Source organism: Pseudonocardia bannensis (assembly GCF_012911875.1).
GTDB classification, from domain to species: Bacteria; Actinomycetota; Actinomycetes; order Mycobacteriales; family Pseudonocardiaceae; genus Pseudonocardia; species Pseudonocardia bannensis.
On record NZ_JAAXKZ010000062.1, the window covers coordinates 1 to 16,960 of the forward strand.

Genomic DNA, 16,960 nt, shown 5'->3' on the forward strand with positions numbered 1-16,960 from the left:
GTGCATCATGTCCGCGCTGCCGATCCAGTACTCGTCGGCGCCCTCGAAGTGGAAGACCCGGGAGTGCTCGAGGAAGCGCCCCAGGATCGAGCGGACCCGGATGTTCTCCGAGAGCCCCTCCCGCCCGCCGGGCGGGGCGCGCCGTGGACCGGCGGGCTGTCGACGGGGGTGTCGCCGACCGGAGAACCGTCGGCCGGGCCGCCGTTGACCGCCGTCCCGTCCACGGGAGCGCTGTCGGCCGGGGCGTAGTGGACGGGGCCGCCGTTGACCGGTGCCTCGTTCGCGGGCCCGCCGTCGGCCCGGCCGTGGGTCTCGGGAGCCCCGTACACCGGGTACCCGCTCGCCGACGTGTCGTTGACCGGGCCGCCGGGCATCGGCACGCCGTTGACACGGGAGCCGTTGGGCGGAGCGCCGTTGACGGGCGTCCCGTTGACCGGCCGACCGCCGGCCGAGGGGCCGTTCGCCGGGAAACCGTTCCACGGCGCCCCGTCCACCTGCGCCCCGTCCACCGGGGACCCGTTGGCCGGCGCACCGTTCACCGGCCCGCCGTTCACCGGCCCGCCGTTCACCGGCCCGCCGTTCACCGGCGCACCGTTCACCGGCGCACCGTTCAGGGGGACACCGTTCGCCGGGGCACCGTGGGCAGGGGCACCGTGGGCGGCGGCCGGGTAGGCGTCGGGCTGGTACGGAATCGCCCGGTACGGGACCGCACGCGGCGGCCCGGGCCGGCGTGGCACCTGCGGGGCAGGCAGGGTCTCGCCGGTCCGGCCCCCGCGAACGGGCCGGTCGGCGGTGGTCTCGTCCACCCGATCCACCGGCGCCGGACCGGCCGGCGGAGCGGACGCGGCCGAGTTCGCCGCAGCCGCCTCGGCAGCGGCCTGGGCAGCGGCCTTCTGGGCAGCGGCCTGCTCGGCCGCTTCCTTCTCGGCCCGCTGCTGTTCGGCGAGGTGCTCGGGCAGCGACAGCGGCAGCACCGTTCGCGGCGGATAGGGCGAGCGTCCCCGCACCACGACCGTGCTCTTGAGCATGCGGCGCAGCTCGCCGTCGAGAACCGCCGCGTCCTGCGTGGGCCCTGTCGCGACGCCGTAGAGCATCCATCGCGAGCCGTCGACCCCGACGAAGACGGACGAGGCGCCACTCGACCGGGCGTGCAGTTCTCGGCCCCACTCGCCGGTGAACGACCGGACCTGTGCACCGCCCTCGCGCAGGGAGGTCTCGATCTCCTTGACCAGCTCGGTCCACAATCCCGACGACCGCGGCGCGGCCAGCGCGCTGACCGACAACCGCCCCTGCGGGAGCATCACGTGCACGGCCTGCAACCGGCCGTTGGCCGTGGGCTCGACGGTGACGGTGCCCTGCGGGGGCACCGGAAGCTGAACGGCACCGAAGTCGAGCCGGCCCACGGCGTCGGTCATCTCGGGGTCGAGAGCATCGACGTCGTGCGGCCCGAACGGGCGGGAGGACCCGGCTTCCGCGTCGCGAACCGGGCCCATGTCGTCGCGCTCGTCGAGGTCGTCGGCCAGGTCGTCGGCGTCGGTGCGATGACGGCGGCCCACTACGGCGACTCCCTCCACTCCGGCACCGACAGCCCGTCGTGGCCTCCGGTGGATCCGTAGCCGCCGGCCCCGCGCTCGGAGCCGGGCAGCTCGTCGACCTCGACGAACCGGGCGTGCTCGACCCGCTGCACGACGAGCTGGGCGATCCGGTCGCCGCGGCGCAGGCGCAGCTCGTGGCGTGGATCGTGGTTGATCAGGCACACCCGGATCTCGCCGCGGTAGCCGGCGTCGATGGTGCCGGGGGTGTTCACCACGGAGAGCCCGGCGCGGGCGGCCAGCCCGGAGCGCGGGTGCACGAATCCGGCGAAGCCGAGCGGCAACGCGATCGCGATCCCGGTACCGACCACCGTCCGCCCACCCGGTTCGAGCACGACGTCACTCGTGGTGACGAGGTCCGCGCCGGCATCGCCGGGGCGCGCGTAGGTGGGGACGGGAACGTCCGGGTCGAGCCGTGTGAGCAGCACGTCGACGGTTCCATCGACGGACGGCTCGGCGAACGGCTCGTGCGGGGGAGCATCGACGGGGCCGGGCACGACATCCAACGCTACCCTCGATATTCGTGAGCAAGCACCAGCCGGTCCCGGAGTCTGCGACATCCGGCAGGCTTCAGTTCGACGAGCGGTTGTCCGTTCCGTGGTGGTGGTACCCGCCGGCAGTCGGCATCGCCGTCCTGCTCGGGGCGGAGGTGCACATGGGCTATCCGGGTGTGCGGTCGTGGATCGGCTACGCGATCGCGGTACCGCTGCTCCTGGGGGCCCTCGTATGGCTGGGACGGACCCGGGTGCAGGTCAAGGGCCGGGAGCTGCGGGTGGGCAACGCCCGGCTGCCACTACGCTACGTGGGCCGCACGGAGATCGTCGCCAAGCAGGACAAACAGGTCGCGCTCGGTCCCGAGCTCGACCCGGCCGCGTTTCTCCTGCACCGGGCCTGGGTGGGGCAGCTCGTTCGCGTCGAACTTCTCGACCCGGAGGACCCGACCCCGTACTGGATCTTCAGTACCCGTGACCCGGACGGCCTGGTCGCGGCACTGCGCAGATGATCACGCAGCGCCGTGGCAGAAGGCCCAGGGGACGCTCCACCGTCATCGATGGAGCGCCACGAGCCTGGCCGCGGTAGTACCTCAGGCCGCGCAGTCGCGGCAGATGTACTGCGAGCCGTTCGTCTCGGCCAGTCGGCTGCGGTGATGCACCAGGAAGCAGCTGGCGCAGGTGAACTCGTCGGCCTGCTTCGGCAGGACCTTGACGGTCAGCTCCTCCCCGGACAGGTCGGCACCAGGGAGCTCGAAGCTCTCCGCGGTGTCCGACTCGTCGACATCGACCACAGACGACTGCGCCTCGTTTCGACGTGCCTTCAGCTCGTCCAACGAGTCCTCAGCCATGTCGTCGGTCTCGCTGCGCCGCGGCGCGTCGTAGTCGGTCGCCATCGTTCCCACCCTCGCACTCAAATGCACTCATGTCGTCGTCGTGCCGCTGGACAACGTCACAGCTCCGGGGTTTGTGCCCGGCATCCGAGTGATGCCGGTCTCAGCGCAGACTCGATTCCGGAATCCGACACTCGGCCGCATCCGTGACGTTCTTTGACTGCCCCCCGGGGCGGAGAGGGTAACCCAGAGAGATCAGCTCCGCCGCGTCGCCCGGCCTGCTCGACCGCATTCGTCCGACCAGGTGTGATCCCGCACTCGAGCAGGCGCCCGGATGCGCCGTGTCACCCGGTCGGCGGCTCGCCCACTAAGGTGCCGATCGTGGCTGCGAGCTCCGTCCCCGAACCCGTCACGTCCCACCGCCATCCCGGGGCCGATCCGGCCCGGGTCGGCGCCTGGTTGGCGCAGGAACTCGGTGATGACGCGTGGCGACAAGCCGCTCTGAGTCCGATCGGGGCGGGCCGCTCCAATCTGACCTACCGGGTCGACAGCCCCGCCGGCGCCGTCGTGCTGCGCCGCCCCCCGGTGGGCGAGGTCGCCGCGACGGCCCACGACATGGGCCGCGAACAGCGGGTGATCTCCGCACTGGGCCCCACCGCCGTTCCGGTGCCGAAGGTGCTCGCCGCGTCCGCCGGCGGCCCGCCGGTGGACGCGCCGTGCTTCGTCATGGAACTCGTCGAGGGCGTCGTCCCGCTGGGTGACCTCCCGGAGGGCTGGGCCGCGACCGAGGCCGAGCGGGCCCGGGCGGGCCAGGCGCTCGTCGACGCACTCGTCGCACTGCACTGCGTCGACCCGGCCGAGGTCGGCCTGGCCGACTTCGGCCGCCCCGACGGCTTCATGGCCCGCCAGGTGCGGCGCTGGGGCAAGCAGTGGGACGTCGCGCGCGCCGACGGGAACCCCGGCACCGACGCCGAGACGGTGCGCGAGCTCACCCGGCTGTCCGAACTGCTCGGTGACTCGGTCCCCGTGACACAGCGCAACACCGTCGTACACGGGGACTACCGCATCGACAACTGCGTCTTCGACCGCACGGACCCGGGCCGCATCCTCGCCGTCCTGGACTGGGAGATGTCGACCCTCGGCGACCCCATGGCCGATCTCGGTCTGCTGCTCGTCTACTGGTATCAGGCCGAGGAGAACCAGGTCTGGCGGGCCGCGCAGCACCTGCCCAGCCCGACCCGGCTGCCGGGGTTCCCGCAGCGCTCCGACGTCGCCGCGGCCTACGCCCGGCAGTCGGGACTCGATCTCGAGCCACTGCCCTGGTACGTCGCGTTCGGCGCGTTCAAGCTGGCCGTGGTGCTCGCCGGGATCCTGGCGCGGGTGCGCGCAGGGGCGGTACCGGCCGACATGGCCCGGGGCATCGAGGATGCGGTCGCACCGCTGGTCACGCTCGGACACCACGTGCTCTCGCACGGGCTCGACTGATGGTGGGCGGGGCCGGGAGCCGGCCCTATCAGCGCCGCCGGTCGCGGCCGATCATCGTCGTGGTCTCCGTGCTCTTCGCGATCTCCGCGGTGACGTGGTCCGTCGTCCTGATCCAGGCCTCCGGACGTTCGGGCGCCGCCGCGTGCACCCCGCCGGCGCAGGGCACCGTTCCCGGCGAGGTACTGGCCGGCGACGCGCTCAACGAGGTCGCCCCGGTACCGGCGAGCGCGATCCGGGTCCGGGTGCTCAACGCCGGCGGTCAGCGCGGCCAGGCCAACCTCGTCGCTGCCCAGCTCGGTGATCTCGGGTTCGCCGAGGCCGCGCCCCCGAGCAACGACCCGCTCTACCCGGAGGGCGACCTGAGCTGCCGCGGTCAGCTGCGGTTCGGCCCCGCCGGGGAGGGCGCGGCCAGCACGCTCGCCCTCGTTCTGCCGTGCACCGAGCTGGTCCGCGACGACCGGCGCGACGGCACCGTGGACGTGGCGGTCGGCACGGCGTTCGGCGACGTCAACCCGGGCCGTGCCGCGCGGGACGCGCTGGATCAGCTGGCGAGCCCGGCGGTCAGCGGCGGCGACGGATCGGCCAACACCGGTGAGGACGTCGACACCCCGCCCGCGGCCCCGGTGGTCGACCCGGGTGTGCTGGAGAACGCCCGCGACGCGTCCTGCTGAGGCGCCCTGGCGCCGCCGGTCAGACCTCGGCGGCTCCGTACTCACGGGCCAGCTCCGCGAGCGCGTCCGCGATGCCGGGGGCGGCGACGAGCGTCGCGTCCGCGCCGAGGCCGTCGTCGGGTGCGGCGGAGCCGGTCGGCCCCGGCACCCGCACGAGCGCCCCGGCCTCGCGAGCGATCAGGCCTGCGGCCGCCCAGTCCCACCACTGCAGCCCGTGCTCCAGGTAGCCGTCCAGTCGGCCCGCGGCCACCGAGCAGATGTCGAGGGCCGAGGACCCGGCTCGCCGGATGTCGCGCACCCGCGGCAGCATCCCGGCCATCAGGCTCGCCTGCCGGGCCCGGCGCTCGGCGCGGTAGGAGAACCCGGTCCCGATCAGCGACTGCCCGAGCTCGGTGACGGCACCCACCCCCAACGGGCGTCCGTCGCAGGTCGCTCCGGCCCCGGCGGCCGCACTCCAGACCCGGCCCGACACCGGTTCGACCACGGCCCCGGCCACCGTGACCCCACCGCGGACCGCAGCCACGGAGACCGCGTACCAGGGCAGGCCGTAGAGGTAGTTGACCGTGCCGTCGATCGGGTCGAGGACCCAGTGGGCCGCTGCGGGGTCTCCCCCGCCCTCCTCGCCGAAGACCGTCTCACCCGGGCACAGCTCCCCCAGGCGAGCGCGCAGCAGTGCCTCGACGGCCGTATCGGCGGCGGTGACGACGTCGGTGGGTGAGCTCTTCGTCCGCACGGAGTCGCCGGCGCCCGCCTGCCGCGGCGGCGGCAGGCCGCGCAGGTGGCCGGCGGCCTCGACGGCGACCTGCTCGGCGATCCACCGGAGGGCGGCGGGGTCGTCCCGGTCCAGGTCCGCGGCGGGGTGCATAACAGCCATCGGACCACATCGGATTCGCGGTGAAATCGGCGCGGTGCGCGTTCGAGCGCGTGTAATGTCCGCTCATCCGATTGTCGAACGCGCAACTACCCGGGGCGAACGGCCGCTGGTCGGCGGCCCGGCGACCGCCTGGCGCATCAGCCCGGACGGCATTGGACGCGACGTGCGAACAGGCGGAGCACACGCAGTTACAATGGCTCGGTACCCCGCCCCGAAGCGGCCGCCGACGAGGTCGAACGACGGTGTCCGAGGCGGCGAGGTACCCGACACATCTCGAAGGCAGCCGGATCGATTCGCGTCCCGGTGAACCGCAGAGCGCAAGCAGCGAGAGGGCCTAGGTGGCAGCCGCAGACTCCGCAACCCGCACCGACACGTCCGTCGACCCGACGGCGAGTCCGGCGCCAGCACGCCGTACCCGCAGAGCCGCGGGCACGGCCACGAAGACCGCGACCAAGACGGCGCCCCGGTCCCGCACGGGGGCCAAGGCGCCCGCGAAGAAGGCCGCCACGTCCTCCGCGGCCGGCGATGAGCCGACCGATCTCGACGACGCCGAGCTCGACGGCTCGCCGGAGGTGGGCGACCTCGAGGACGTCGACGTCGAGATCGACGACGACATCGAGGGATCCGACACCGCCGAGGCCGACGACAGCGACGACGAGGACGACGAGGACGACGACGAGGAGCCGACCAACACCGGCGCCAACCGTCGTGCGCCCACGACCCGCAGCTCCCAGCAGAAGCAGTCCGGCGACTTCGTCTGGGACGAGGAGGAGTCGGAGGCGCTGCGGCAGGCCCGCAAGGACGCCGAGCTCACCGCCTCGGCCGACTCGGTCCGCGCCTACCTGAAGCAGATCGGCAAGGTTGCACTGCTCAACGCGGAGGAGGAGGTCGAGCTCGCCAAGCGCATCGAGGCCGGACTCTATGCCGCCGAGCGGCTCCGCCGGGCGATCGACGCCGGCGAGAAGGTCTCTCCGCAGCTGCGACGGGACCTGCGCTGGATCGTGCGCGACGGCGAGCGCGCCAAGAACCACCTGCTGGAGGCCAACCTCCGCCTGGTGGTCTCGCTGGCCAAGCGTTACACCGGCCGCGGCATGGCGTTCCTGGACCTGATCCAGGAGGGCAACCTGGGCCTCATCCGTGCGGTCGAGAAGTTCGACTACACCAAGGGCTACAAGTTCTCGACGTACGCGACGTGGTGGATCCGCCAGGCCATCACCCGCGCGATGGCCGACCAGGCGCGCACCATCCGCATCCCGGTGCACATGGTCGAGGTCATCAACAAGCTCGGCCGCATCCAGCGCGAGCTGCTCCAGGACCTGGGCCGTGAGCCCACCCCGGAGGAGCTGGCCAAGGAGATGGACATCACCCCGGAGAAGGTGCTGGAGATCCAGCAGTACGCCCGGGAGCCCATCTCGCTCGACCAGACCATCGGCGACGAGGGCGACTCGCAGCTCGGTGACTTCATCGAGGACTCCGAGGCGGTCGTCGCGGTCGACGCGGTCAGCTTCACGCTGCTGCAGGACCAGCTCCAGTCGGTGCTCGCGACGCTGTCCGAGCGTGAGGCGGGCGTCGTCCGGCTCCGCTTCGGTCTCACCGACGGCCAGCCGCGCACGCTGGACGAGATCGGTCAGGTCTACGGGGTCACCCGGGAGCGGATCCGGCAGATCGAGTCCAAGACGATGTCGAAGCTGCGTCACCCGTCGCGGTCGCAGGTGCTGCGCGACTACCTGGACTGACATCGATCACGATCAAGGCCTCTGAGCTGCCGGACGTGGCTCAGAGGCCTTTTTCGTTCCCAGCGCTGCGCACCTGACGCATCAGCGCAAGCCCCTTCGCGAAGGAGAACGCCGCTTCTCGCCCGCCGCGGAGTCCGATCACGGTATCCTGGCCAGGTCAGGTTGGGCGGGCATCGTTACCCCAGTGGACGGCCTTCGCCGTGCAGGTTGCCGCTTGGCATTCGCGTCGCAGGGTTCCGGGTCGGGCTGCATCACGCCTCGCGACCCCGGCGGCCGACCGGAGGAGAATCGTATGAGCTGGGCTCGACACGGCCAGGACAACGACGGACAGGACAGCTGGTCCGACGTCCAGGCTGCCTATCAGATCAGCTGCGAGACCCAGAGCAGGCAGGCTGCGCGCGTAGTCGCCGGCCAGGCCATCGACCTCGACGACTGCACCGAGCTGCTCGCCATGCTCGGCCTCGACGCAGGGGCGGGCCGCTCGGCCTGAAACCCGCGGTGGTGTCCGGGCGGTAGCCGGCCGCAGTGGGTTGATGACGAACGCTGCCGGCCGGTGTGATCGGCTGCCCGTGGTCGCCCGCTTTGTGTTCGTGTTCCTCCACGCACGGGAAGCGTTTGTTGCGGATGGGAGCAGTTCTCCTTCCGTGCACCGTGAAGTGGTCAGACTCCGAGAAGTGTTTCGGCATCAGCTCCCCCGGGAACTTGGCGCCGACGTCGTGCACTTCTCGGAGTTTTACGGGTGGCGGCTACACGTCACTCGAGCAGTGAGCTCGTGGAGTTCCGTCGCCGGCCGGTACTCGCGTCCGACAGCGACCGCGCCAGATCTGCGTGGTGCACGAACTCGCGCGTGCCTCCGTGGTGCCCAGCTCGATCGGGGTGCACAGCAGCTTCGGGGTGGCCGGCCGAGACCGGGTTGGTCCTCGGCCGTGCGCAGTAGATCGCCGGCCCGGCGCCATCAACATGGCACTCGGTCACGCTCTGCACGGCGACGACAGCCCGATCGAGCGATTGCCGTCGGCGAAAAACGAAACGTAACGTCCCGTTTTACCATCAGGTCTCACGGGGAGCGTCCTGTCTCACGCTCTCCGTGAAAGGAAAACGGGAGCGTGACTGGTTCATGGAAGTCCGTCGTACCGTCGCCGTGGGCGCGATCAGCGCCTCACTACTCCTCGGAGTCCCGTCGGCAGCTCTCGCCCAGGCGGAACTGCCGGGTCGCACCGTTCCCCAGGCGCCGATCGGACTCACGGCAGGAGAAATCAGCGGCCAGCAGCAGCAGGTGCTGGCGAACCTGCATCCGGCGCTGGGCGTGCCGGCTCCCTCGCCGGGGCTCCTCCCCGCACCCCCGCCGATGCCGGACATCAAGTCCCTTCTCGCCCAGATCGCCCAGATCCTCCGGCCGCTCTTGAAGCCGATCCTCGGTCCGCTGCTCGATCCCATCCTCGGCCCTGCGCCGACTCCGGCCCCCGTACCGGACCCGGTCGGCTCGACACCGGACCCGGCCGACCCGACCACTCCCGACCCCGCCGACCCCGCACCCGACCCGGTGCCGGACCCGGTCGACCAGGTCCTCGACCCGGTGCTCGACCCCACCACCCCGACACCCGACCCGGCCGAACCGGCCGACCCGACCACACCCGACCCTGCGGCCGACCCGGTCGACCCGGTGCTCGACCCGGTCACCGAGCCACTTCCGGACCTGGGCGGTACGGAGATCGTGCCGGACACCAGCGGCTCGGACTCGGCTTCCGACGACAGCAGCGGCGTACCGGCCTCCGACACGGGCGACACCGAGGTGCTCGGAGACACCGTCGGCTCCGCGCTGGAGGTATCCGGACTGGGGTGACCTGACCGAGCTCGGTGCAGCGAACGCGAAGGGGACGGCCCTTCCGCCGCCCGGGGTGCCGGCCTGTTGCCGGACCCCGGGCGGTCGTCTGGACCGGCAGCCGTCCCGACCGACCACCGCCGGCGAGGCGTTCGCCACGCGGCCGCGATAGGTGGCGGCCAGGCCGCGGCGGCCGGCGCCGGACCAACGAGGACGTCGTCCCGGTGATCCACGCTGGCCTGCTCAGCGAAGCGAGATCGCGATGAGCTCGAGGAGCTTCCACCCTGCTTGCACGCCGGTTTCCATGCCCGGGTCGACGATTCGCTTCGCGGTGCTGCTTGCTCCCGAGCTGCGTGAGGAGCGTGAGGGTCGCGCGCCCGTCCGTCTCGGTGAACGTGTGCGGTGGCGGGCTGGACGACGACACGTACCTGCGCGATGTGCTGACCCCACTGCCCGGCACGCCGGTCGCCGACCGAGTTCCGGCCACCCGACCTGGTCGGAGGGCTGCTCGCCACCCCGGGCCGGCGAACGCGAGCAACGACACGGAACCCTCCCCGTGGCCGGGCACCTGCGGCCCGGTGGGTCGAGCGGCCCGGTCACAGAGCAAGGGGCTCCGGACCGGGCCGGTCGGTGGTCGGGCTGCCGGTAGGTCCTGCCTGACCACACGGCGCCGAACGGGGCAACAACGGCACCGCCCGTCAGCAGTATTGGGTTGCCCTATGTGACACTGCACCACTGAACTGGTGAACGCACCTGAACAATCCGCCTACGCGTAGTCACCGTCCCGAGGTGGGGCGGCAGCGCTATGTGAGTCGCACGAGAGCACATCGGGTAATGGGTTCGCGTGCACCGGCACGAAAGCAGCACCTCGGCCTCCATCCCATGAGTTCCAGCATGAACTCCTTCATAAATGGAGGGCGCGAATGGATGGAGCCGATCCGCCGGCAGGCCTCACGGCAGGGACGACGATCACGGCGAGACACCGGAACAGGCGAAGATCGTAAGGGTTTGCCCACTGCCCGCAACGACACGGTTGACCGGAACCATGACCGGGCTGCCGTTGTTGAGCGTCACCGTGGCAGCGCCGCTGATTGCTGCACCGCTCACCGAGCCCGTTGACACGCGAGCGGCAACACCCTGAGTACCGGTGGGGCATTCGGATCGCACGACACTGGGCGGTACGACGACGGGCCCGGATGTCGCCGACTGGACGTTGACGACGAGGGAGACGGACCGGCCCGCGGGTGTGCCCACGCATCCGGCTCCGCCCGGAACATCGGTTTGGGAGATGCACACCTGGACGGGAACGTCGGGAATCGGGACCGGGCCGACGGCGAGGCTGGCAGCGGTGCCAGCAGAAGCTGTCCCCGCAAGGGCCAGGGCGCCGACGACGGAGCTGATCGCCACGGCGAATCCATGGAATTTCGACATCGGGCATACCTCCGGAAGCAGTGGACCGGTGGAGGCGGATGCCGGCCATCGATGCCTCCGGAAGTACCGGATAGGCCACGGCACCACACCGTCTTCTGAACGACGACAGTTGAGCAGATACAAAACGGAACGTATCGTCTTAAGTCCGGTTCCCGGTACCCCTCAATGGGGCATTTCGGACGCGGGCGCCTGACGGCCCGTGACGACCAATCGACAACACCTGGGCGAGACCGAGGGGTTCCCCCTGCTGTCAGCGGGGAGGTGGCCGCCACTGGTGCTGATGCCACTCACCGGCCTGCCGCCGTTCTGGCTCGTGTCGTGCCACGCCGGGCCCGGACCCACGGTGGCCCGAGCGGTCGGAGAAGAGGATCAGCCGCCCGCCGCGTGTCGAGCCGGCCGGACGCCGGCCCGCCCGTGGAGGGCGCAACGCGTGGCGGCGGTCGGCTGAATCGCGGCGATGGCGCCGCCCGGGACTCGGATCGTCAACCTCGGCTACATGATGTCGTAGCGAGCGGTCCTTGATGGTCGTGCCCCGGCAATCCAGGGTGTGGTCGTTGCGGAATGTCCCCGCGCCTGCGCCGGTGGCAACCCGGGCCGGCTCCCCGGCCCGGTCGTCGAGTCGGTGCGCCGCAGCCACGACTGATCTTCGACGGGGACGATCCGCGTGTCGCCTGCCCGTGGCACGGATCCGAGTAGTGGATCATGACCGGAGCACGCCGACGTCCTCGGCATCCGCCTGCTGCCCGTCCCCATCGTTGAGGAGGAGGGCGCGACCATGTCGCGATCTGACGCCATGACGGACACCGTCGCGACGACGTCACAGCTGAGCACGGACCTGCACACGCCGGCCGGGGGGCGTGGCCGGTGGTGACGATCGAGCCCCGGGAGATCGAGGCCTTCCTGACGGTGGCCGACGAGCTGCACTTCGGGCGGGCCGCCGCGCGGCTGCACCTGTCGCCCACCCGGATCAGCCAGACGGTACGGGCGCTGGAACGCCGGATCGCGGCCCCACTGTTCGAGCGGTCCAGCCGCCGGGTGCGCCTGACCCCCCTCGGCTCGCAGCTGCTCGTCGAGCTGCGCCCGGCCTTCCAGCGCCTGCGTGAGGTGCTGGCGAATGCCCAGCGCTCCGCCGTGGAACAGCCCCAGGTGATGCTGCGGGTCGCCTTCGCCAACTCCCTGCTCGAGGACATCATCTCCCCGTTGGTGGCTGCGTGTGCCACCGAGCTCCCCGACGTCGCGATCGTTCGCTATGCCTACCCGGGGATGCAGCAGCGCCAGTGGTGCGACCAGCAGCACGACGACGTCTACGTCTCCTGGTTCCCCGCCGAACCACGCGCGCCGGGCCTGCCCCGGGCCGAGTTCGGACCGACCATCGCCCACGACCCCCGCTCGCTCCTGGTCGGCCGCGACCACCCGCTCGCCCACCGGGACCGCGTCGACATCGAGGAGCTCGCCGATCACGACCTCCTCCACCCACCGACGATCACCGAGCAGTTCGCCGACGCCTGGACTCCGCCGGCCACTCCGGCCGGGCGCCCCCTCCGCCGGATCCCGGCCCTGACCAGCACCTACATCGAGGAGGCCTTCCAGGTGGTCCTCGGCCGGGGCCTCGCCCACATCACGATCACCCACTTCTCGGCGTCCTCGATCCCGAACCCGGACCTGACCCTCATCCCCCTCACCGGTCTGCCCCCGTTCCGGCTCGCCTCGATGTGGTCGGCCACCGCCGACAGCCACACCATCCGGTCCTTCGCCCAGCTCGCCGCCCGCACCGGCGCCCGGCAGGGCTGGCTCGGGCGGTAGGGGCCGGCGCGACCCGCACCCCCGCCGCTCGGAGCCGGCCCGTGTCGCTCCGGCCGGACCTCGGACTCAGGAGACGATCTCGACGTCGTCGCGGTAGAGCTTGTAGGCGTCCTGGTACTCCATGACCCTGGCGACCTCGCCGATCAGGTCATCGCCGTACCCGGCCCGGCGCAGCAGGTGGAAGCCAAGATCCATGCCTGCCGTGATGCCACCCGCGGTGACGATCCGCCCGGCGTCGACGACCCGGGCCCTGCTGATCCGGCACTCCGGCGCGAGATCGGCGAGCCGGTCGATCGGCACCTTGCCCGGCGGGTTGGCCTCGACGCGGTCCGGTTCCTTGCGGCTGGTCGCGGGGATGCCGTCGAGCAGCCCCATCTTCGCGTAGACCCACGAGCCGGTGCACACGCTGCTCAGCAGCGTCTCCGCGGGCTGGCTGCGGACGAACTCGTGCAGCCGGCCGTTGCGGATCTCCTGGCGGGTGCCGAAGCCGCCGGGGATGAGGAAGGCGTCCATCGCAGGCCGGTCGGCGAAGGAGTAGTTGGGTAGCACCGTGAACCCGGCCTGGGCCTGCACCGGGCGCAGTGCGTCGGCGACGAGGAACGCCTCGAGTTCGGGATCGAATCGTCGCGCGACGGAGAAGACCCCGTGCGGCGCCGCGAAGTCGACGATCTCGACGTCCTTGAACACGTAGATCCCGAGTCTGAACCCGCTGGTGGCCATCACTTGACTCCTCGCCGGTGGGTCGGAAAACGAGCGTTCTCCGATTGCGCAGACCATAGGAGAACGCTCGTTTTCCGTCAAGCGCGTCGCCGCCTATGCTGGGCGGCGATGAGCCCGACGCGAACTCTCGACCCCGACGTCTCACGACGGCTGCTCGACGCCGCGGAGCGGCTGTTCTACGCCCGCGGCGTGCAGGCGGTCGGGATCGACGCCGTGGTGGCCGAGGCCGGTGTGGCCACCAAGACCCTCTACACGCACTTCGGGTCCAAGGACGGCCTGGTCGAGGCCTACCTGCGGCGCCGGGACCAGCGCTGGCTCGACTGGCTGCGCGGCGCCGTGGCCGCCGTCGAGCCGGGTCCGGCGCGCGTCTCGGCCGTGTTCGATGCCCTGGGCGAGTGGTTCGCCGAGCCCGGTTACAACGGCTGCGCGTTCATCAACGTGGCCGGCGAGCTGGCCCCCAGCCCGGCCGCGCGGGCCGCCGCCCGCGACCACAAGCTGGCGCTGCGCGCGCTGCTTGCGGAGGTGGCCGCCGAGGCCGGTGTCAGCGACCCGCCGGTGCTGGCCGAGCGGCTGATGCTGCTCGTCGAGGGGGCGATCGTCACCGCGCACGTCGAGGGTGACGCCCGCGCGGCGCGGCGCGCCCGCTCGGCCGCCGAGGCGCTGCTCGATCTCGACCGGTCGGCGGGCGCTACCGCACCGCCTCCAGCAGGTGGTGCGGCAACGGCGACCGGGTGATCGTCGGTCCCGTCGTCGAACGTAGGTGCTCGCGGCCTGTTCGACATCTACCCCACCATCGAGGCGGCCGTGCGTGCCGTCAGCTGGATCCCTGCCCGGCGGTCGCCACGGTCGCATCCCTCGGGCCGCCGGAGCCCGCCGCGTGCGGCGCTGGTCCGGTGGTCGGAGCCGGCCGGCCTGCTCAGCGACGATTTTCGAGCAGAGTGCGATGCCCGGCGAACGCACCGGCCCGTCGTTCGGGCGAGGGACGGGACGCCGAAGTGGAGCCAGGCGATCGTCGACAGCCGATCGATGGTCTCCGGGGGGACGGTCGAGCCCGCCAGGAACCGGCCCGGCCGTAGCGGCCAGGCCGGTTCCTGCGTGCGGGACGCGAATGCGAATCAGTCTCGGCGAACCGGGTTCGTGCCGGCCCTGACCTCGCGACGGTCCTTGCGCCCATCGCCATCGGTGTCTACCCGCAGGGGGTTCGTCCGGTGGCTCGATGGAAGGGGCAGAAGCACCCGACCGAGGATGTCCAGGCCGGCCGGCGAGCGGCCGGCCTGGACATCGGGATCAGACGAGGTCGTACCGGTCGAGGTTCATGACCTTGTCCCACGCGGCCACGAAGTCGCGCACGAACTTCTGCTGCGCGTCGTCGCTCGCGTAGACCTCCGCGACGGCCCGCAGCTCGGAGTTCGAGCCGAAGACGAGGTCGACGCGGCTGCCGGTCCACTTGACCTCACCGGTGGCGCGGTCGCGGCCTTCGAAGGCGTCGTCGTCGCCGGCCACCGACTTCCACTCCGTGCCCATGTCGAGCAGGTTGGTGAAGAAGTCGTTGGTCAACGTGCCGGGCTTGTCGGTGAGGACGCCCACCGTGGACTGCCCGGTGTTCGCACCCAGCACGCGCAGGCCGCCCACCAGGACGGTCATCTCCGGCGCGCTCAGGTCGAGCAGGTTCGCCCGGTCGACGAGCAGGTACTCGCCGGGCAGGCGGTGCCCCTTGCCGCGGTAGTTGCGGAAGCCGTCGGCGGTCGGCTCGAGGGGCGCGAAGGAGTCCACGTCGGTCTGCTCCTGCGACGCGTCGGTCCGCCCCGGGGTGAACGGCACCTCGACCGCGTGGCCGGCGTCCTTCGCGGCCTTCTCGACCGCGGCGACGCCGCCGAGCACGACGAGGTCGGCCAGCGAGATCTTCTTGCCGCCGGTCGCCGAGCCGTTGAAGTCGGCCTGGACGCCCTCCAGCGTGCGCAGCACCTGCGCCAGCTGGTCGGGGTCGTTGACCTCCCAGCTGCGCTGCGGCTCGAGGCGGATGCGCCCGCCGTTCGCCCCGCCGCGCTTGTCACTGATGCGGAACGAGGAGGCGGCCGCCCACGCAGTGGCGACGAGCTGCGAGACCGTCAGACCCGAGTCGAGGATCTTCTGCTTGAGCGCGGCGACGTCGCCGGCGTCCACCAGCTCGTGGTCCACGGCCGGGACGGGGTCCTGCCAGAGCAGCTCCTCCTGCGGGACGAGCGGCCCGAGGTAGCGCTGGATCGGGCCCATGTCGCGGTGCGTCAGCTTGTACCAGGCCCGGGCGAACGCGTCGGCGAACTGGTCCGGGTTCTCGTGGAAGCGCCGCGAGATCTGCTCGTAGACCGGGTCGACCCGCAGCGCGATGTCCGACGTGAGCATGGTCGGGGGGCGGGTCAGCGAGCCGTCCTCGGGGTCCGGCACGGTGTTGGCGCCGGCCCCGTCCTTCGGCTGCCACTGGTAGGCCCCGGCGGGGCTCTTCGTCAGCTCCCACTCGTAGCCGAACAGGTTGTCGAAGAAGCCGTTGCTCCACTTCGTGGGCGTGGACGTCCAGGTGACCTCGAGTCCGCTGGTGATGACGTCCCGGCCCTTGCCGCTGCCGTAGCTCTGCTTCCAGCCCAGGCCCTGCTCCTCGAGGGGGGCGCCCTCGGGCTCGGCTCCGACGTACTTGTCCGGGTCGGCCGCGCCGTGCGTCTTGCCGAAGGTGTGCCCGCCGGCGATCAGCGCGACGGTCTCCTCGTCGTTCATCGCCATCCGGCCGAACGTCTCGCGGATGTCGCGGGCCGAGGCGAGCGGGTCCGGGGTGCCGTTCGGGCCCTCCGGGTTGACGTAGATGAGGCCCATCTGGACCGCGCCGAGCGGCTTCTCGAGCTCGCGGTCACCGGTGTAGCGCTCGTCGCCGAGCCAGGTGCGCTCCGGGCCCCAGTAGACGTCCTCGTCCGGCTCCCAGACGTCGGCGCGGCCGCCGGCGAACCCGAAGGTCTTGAAGCCCATGGTTTCCAGGGCGCGGTTGCCCGCGAAGATCATCAGGTCGGCCCACGAGATCTTGCGGCCGTACTTCTTCTTCACCGGCCACAGCAGCCGGCGCGCCTTGTCGAGGTTGCCGTTGTCCGGCCAGCTGTTCAGCGGGGCGAAGCGCTGCATGCCGGCACCCGCACCGCCGCGGCCGTCGTCGACGCGGTACGTGCCGGCGCTGTGCCACGCCATCCGGACCATGAACGGCCCGTAGTGGCCGAAGTCGGCCGGCCACCAGTCCTGCGAGTCCGTCAGCAGAGCGTCGACGTCCCTGGCCAGCTCGTCCAGGTCGAGGGTCTTGAACTCCGCGGCATAGTCGAAGTCCGCGTCCATCGGGTTCGCGACGGCGGAGTGCTTGCGGAGGATCTTCAGGTTGAGCTGGTTCGGCCACCAGCTCTGGTTGCTGCCGCCCTCGGTCGGGTGGTTGAGACGACCGGCCGAGACCGGGCACCCACCTGCTTCCTCCTCGTCCATCTTCTTCTCGACT

The 16,960-nt window shown here is 71.5% G+C and carries 15 protein-coding genes and 2 pseudogenes; 8 read left to right on the forward strand and 9 right to left on the reverse strand.

Annotated elements, in window-relative coordinates:
- The 3 genes and pseudogenes from HF519_RS17005 to dut all read right to left on the reverse strand — a co-directional run.
- Positions 1 to 126: pseudogene (locus HF519_RS17005) on the reverse strand (hypothetical protein); the annotation flags it as partial.
- Positions 127 to 947: 821 nt separating this feature from the next.
- A pseudogene (locus HF519_RS31470) lies at positions 948 to 1,493 on the reverse strand (DUF3710 domain-containing protein); the annotation flags it as partial.
- Between the two features lie 62 nt (positions 1,494 to 1,555).
- Complete coding sequence (gene dut, locus HF519_RS17020; RefSeq protein WP_438826404.1) at positions 1,556 to 2,089, reverse strand: dUTP diphosphatase; 534 nt, start codon at positions 2,087 to 2,089, stop codon at positions 1,556 to 1,558.
- 26 nt (positions 2,090 to 2,115) lie between these two features.
- Between dut and HF519_RS17025 the strand changes: the two genes are divergently transcribed.
- Positions 2,116 to 2,595 (forward strand): DUF3093 domain-containing protein, encoded by a 480-nt coding sequence (locus HF519_RS17025; protein ID WP_169413944.1) that lies wholly within the window; start codon positions 2,116 to 2,118, stop codon positions 2,593 to 2,595.
- A gap of 81 nt (positions 2,596 to 2,676) precedes the next feature.
- On the opposite strand, the gene HF519_RS17030 is transcribed toward HF519_RS17025, so the two are convergent.
- Positions 2,677 to 2,979 (reverse strand): DUF4193 domain-containing protein, encoded by a 303-nt coding sequence (locus HF519_RS17030; RefSeq protein ID WP_169413945.1) that lies wholly within the window; start codon positions 2,977 to 2,979, stop codon positions 2,677 to 2,679.
- Between the two features lie 318 nt (positions 2,980 to 3,297).
- Between HF519_RS17030 and HF519_RS17035 the strand changes: the two genes are divergently transcribed.
- Both HF519_RS17035 and cei read left to right on the forward strand, forming a co-directional pair.
- Positions 3,298 to 4,401, forward strand: a complete 1,104-nt coding sequence (locus tag HF519_RS17035) for a phosphotransferase family protein (RefSeq protein ID WP_169413946.1) — start codon at positions 3,298 to 3,300, stop codon at positions 4,399 to 4,401.
- Complete coding sequence (gene cei, locus HF519_RS17040; RefSeq protein WP_169413947.1) at positions 4,401 to 5,072, forward strand: envelope integrity protein Cei; 672 nt, start codon at positions 4,401 to 4,403, stop codon at positions 5,070 to 5,072. Before HF519_RS17035 ends, cei begins: the two co-directional genes overlap by 1 nt.
- Positions 5,073 to 5,091: 19 nt before the next feature.
- On the opposite strand, the gene HF519_RS17045 is transcribed toward cei, so the two are convergent.
- Positions 5,092 to 5,946 carry an inositol monophosphatase family protein gene (locus tag HF519_RS17045; RefSeq protein WP_246244273.1) on the reverse strand — a complete coding sequence of 285 codons (855 nt, stop codon included), beginning with the start codon at positions 5,944 to 5,946 and terminating at the stop codon, positions 5,092 to 5,094.
- A gap of 338 nt (positions 5,947 to 6,284) precedes the next feature.
- On the opposite strand from HF519_RS17045, the gene HF519_RS17050 reads away from it, so the two are divergent.
- The 3 genes from HF519_RS17050 (at position 6,285) to HF519_RS32425 (ending at position 9,525) form a co-directional block, all read left to right on the forward strand.
- The gene (locus HF519_RS17050; protein WP_169413948.1) at positions 6,285 to 7,682 is read left to right on the forward strand and encodes an RNA polymerase sigma factor; all 1,398 of its coding nucleotides are present in this window, start codon (positions 6,285 to 6,287) and stop codon (positions 7,680 to 7,682) included.
- Between the two features lie 292 nt (positions 7,683 to 7,974).
- On the forward strand, positions 7,975 to 8,172 hold the full coding sequence (locus HF519_RS17055; protein ID WP_169413942.1) for a hypothetical protein: 198 nt from the start codon (positions 7,975 to 7,977) through the stop codon (positions 8,170 to 8,172).
- 627 nt (positions 8,173 to 8,799) lie between these two features.
- Positions 8,800 to 9,525, forward strand: coding sequence for a hypothetical protein (locus HF519_RS32425; RefSeq protein ID WP_169413949.1), 726 nt, complete (start codon positions 8,800 to 8,802; stop codon positions 9,523 to 9,525).
- Positions 9,526 to 10,473: 948 nt separating this feature from the next.
- Here HF519_RS32425 and HF519_RS17065 read toward each other — a convergent pair.
- The gene (locus HF519_RS17065) at positions 10,474 to 10,935 is read right to left on the reverse strand and encodes a hypothetical protein (protein WP_169413950.1); all 462 of its coding nucleotides are present in this window, start codon (positions 10,933 to 10,935) and stop codon (positions 10,474 to 10,476) included.
- A gap of 864 nt (positions 10,936 to 11,799) precedes the next feature.
- Between HF519_RS17065 and HF519_RS17070 the strand changes: the two genes are divergently transcribed.
- Positions 11,800 to 12,738: a LysR family transcriptional regulator gene (locus HF519_RS17070; protein WP_169413951.1), complete on the forward strand. Its 939-nt coding sequence runs from the start codon at positions 11,800 to 11,802 to the stop codon at positions 12,736 to 12,738.
- Between the two features lie 66 nt (positions 12,739 to 12,804).
- Here the strand turns inward: HF519_RS17070 and HF519_RS17075 are convergent, their stop codons facing one another.
- Positions 12,805 to 13,458 (reverse strand): DJ-1/PfpI family protein, encoded by a 654-nt coding sequence (locus HF519_RS17075; RefSeq protein ID WP_169413952.1) that lies wholly within the window; start codon positions 13,456 to 13,458, stop codon positions 12,805 to 12,807.
- 108 nt (positions 13,459 to 13,566) lie between these two features.
- Here HF519_RS17075 and HF519_RS17080 point away from each other — a divergent pair, with 108 nt between their 5' ends.
- Positions 13,567 to 14,193, forward strand: coding sequence for a TetR/AcrR family transcriptional regulator (locus tag HF519_RS17080; RefSeq protein ID WP_169413953.1), 627 nt, complete (start codon positions 13,567 to 13,569; stop codon positions 14,191 to 14,193).
- A gap of 380 nt (positions 14,194 to 14,573) precedes the next feature.
- Here HF519_RS17080 and HF519_RS33320 read toward each other — a convergent pair whose 3' ends face one another.
- Positions 14,574 to 14,693, reverse strand: a complete 120-nt coding sequence (locus HF519_RS33320) for a thrombospondin type 3 repeat-containing protein (protein ID WP_369009253.1) — start codon at positions 14,691 to 14,693, stop codon at positions 14,574 to 14,576.
- Between the two features lie 52 nt (positions 14,694 to 14,745).
- Positions 14,746 to 16,947 carry a catalase/peroxidase HPI gene (katG, locus tag HF519_RS17085; RefSeq protein WP_169413968.1) on the reverse strand — a complete coding sequence of 734 codons (2,202 nt, stop codon included), beginning with the start codon at positions 16,945 to 16,947 and terminating at the stop codon, positions 14,746 to 14,748.
- Positions 16,948 to 16,960 lie beyond the last annotated feature (13 nt).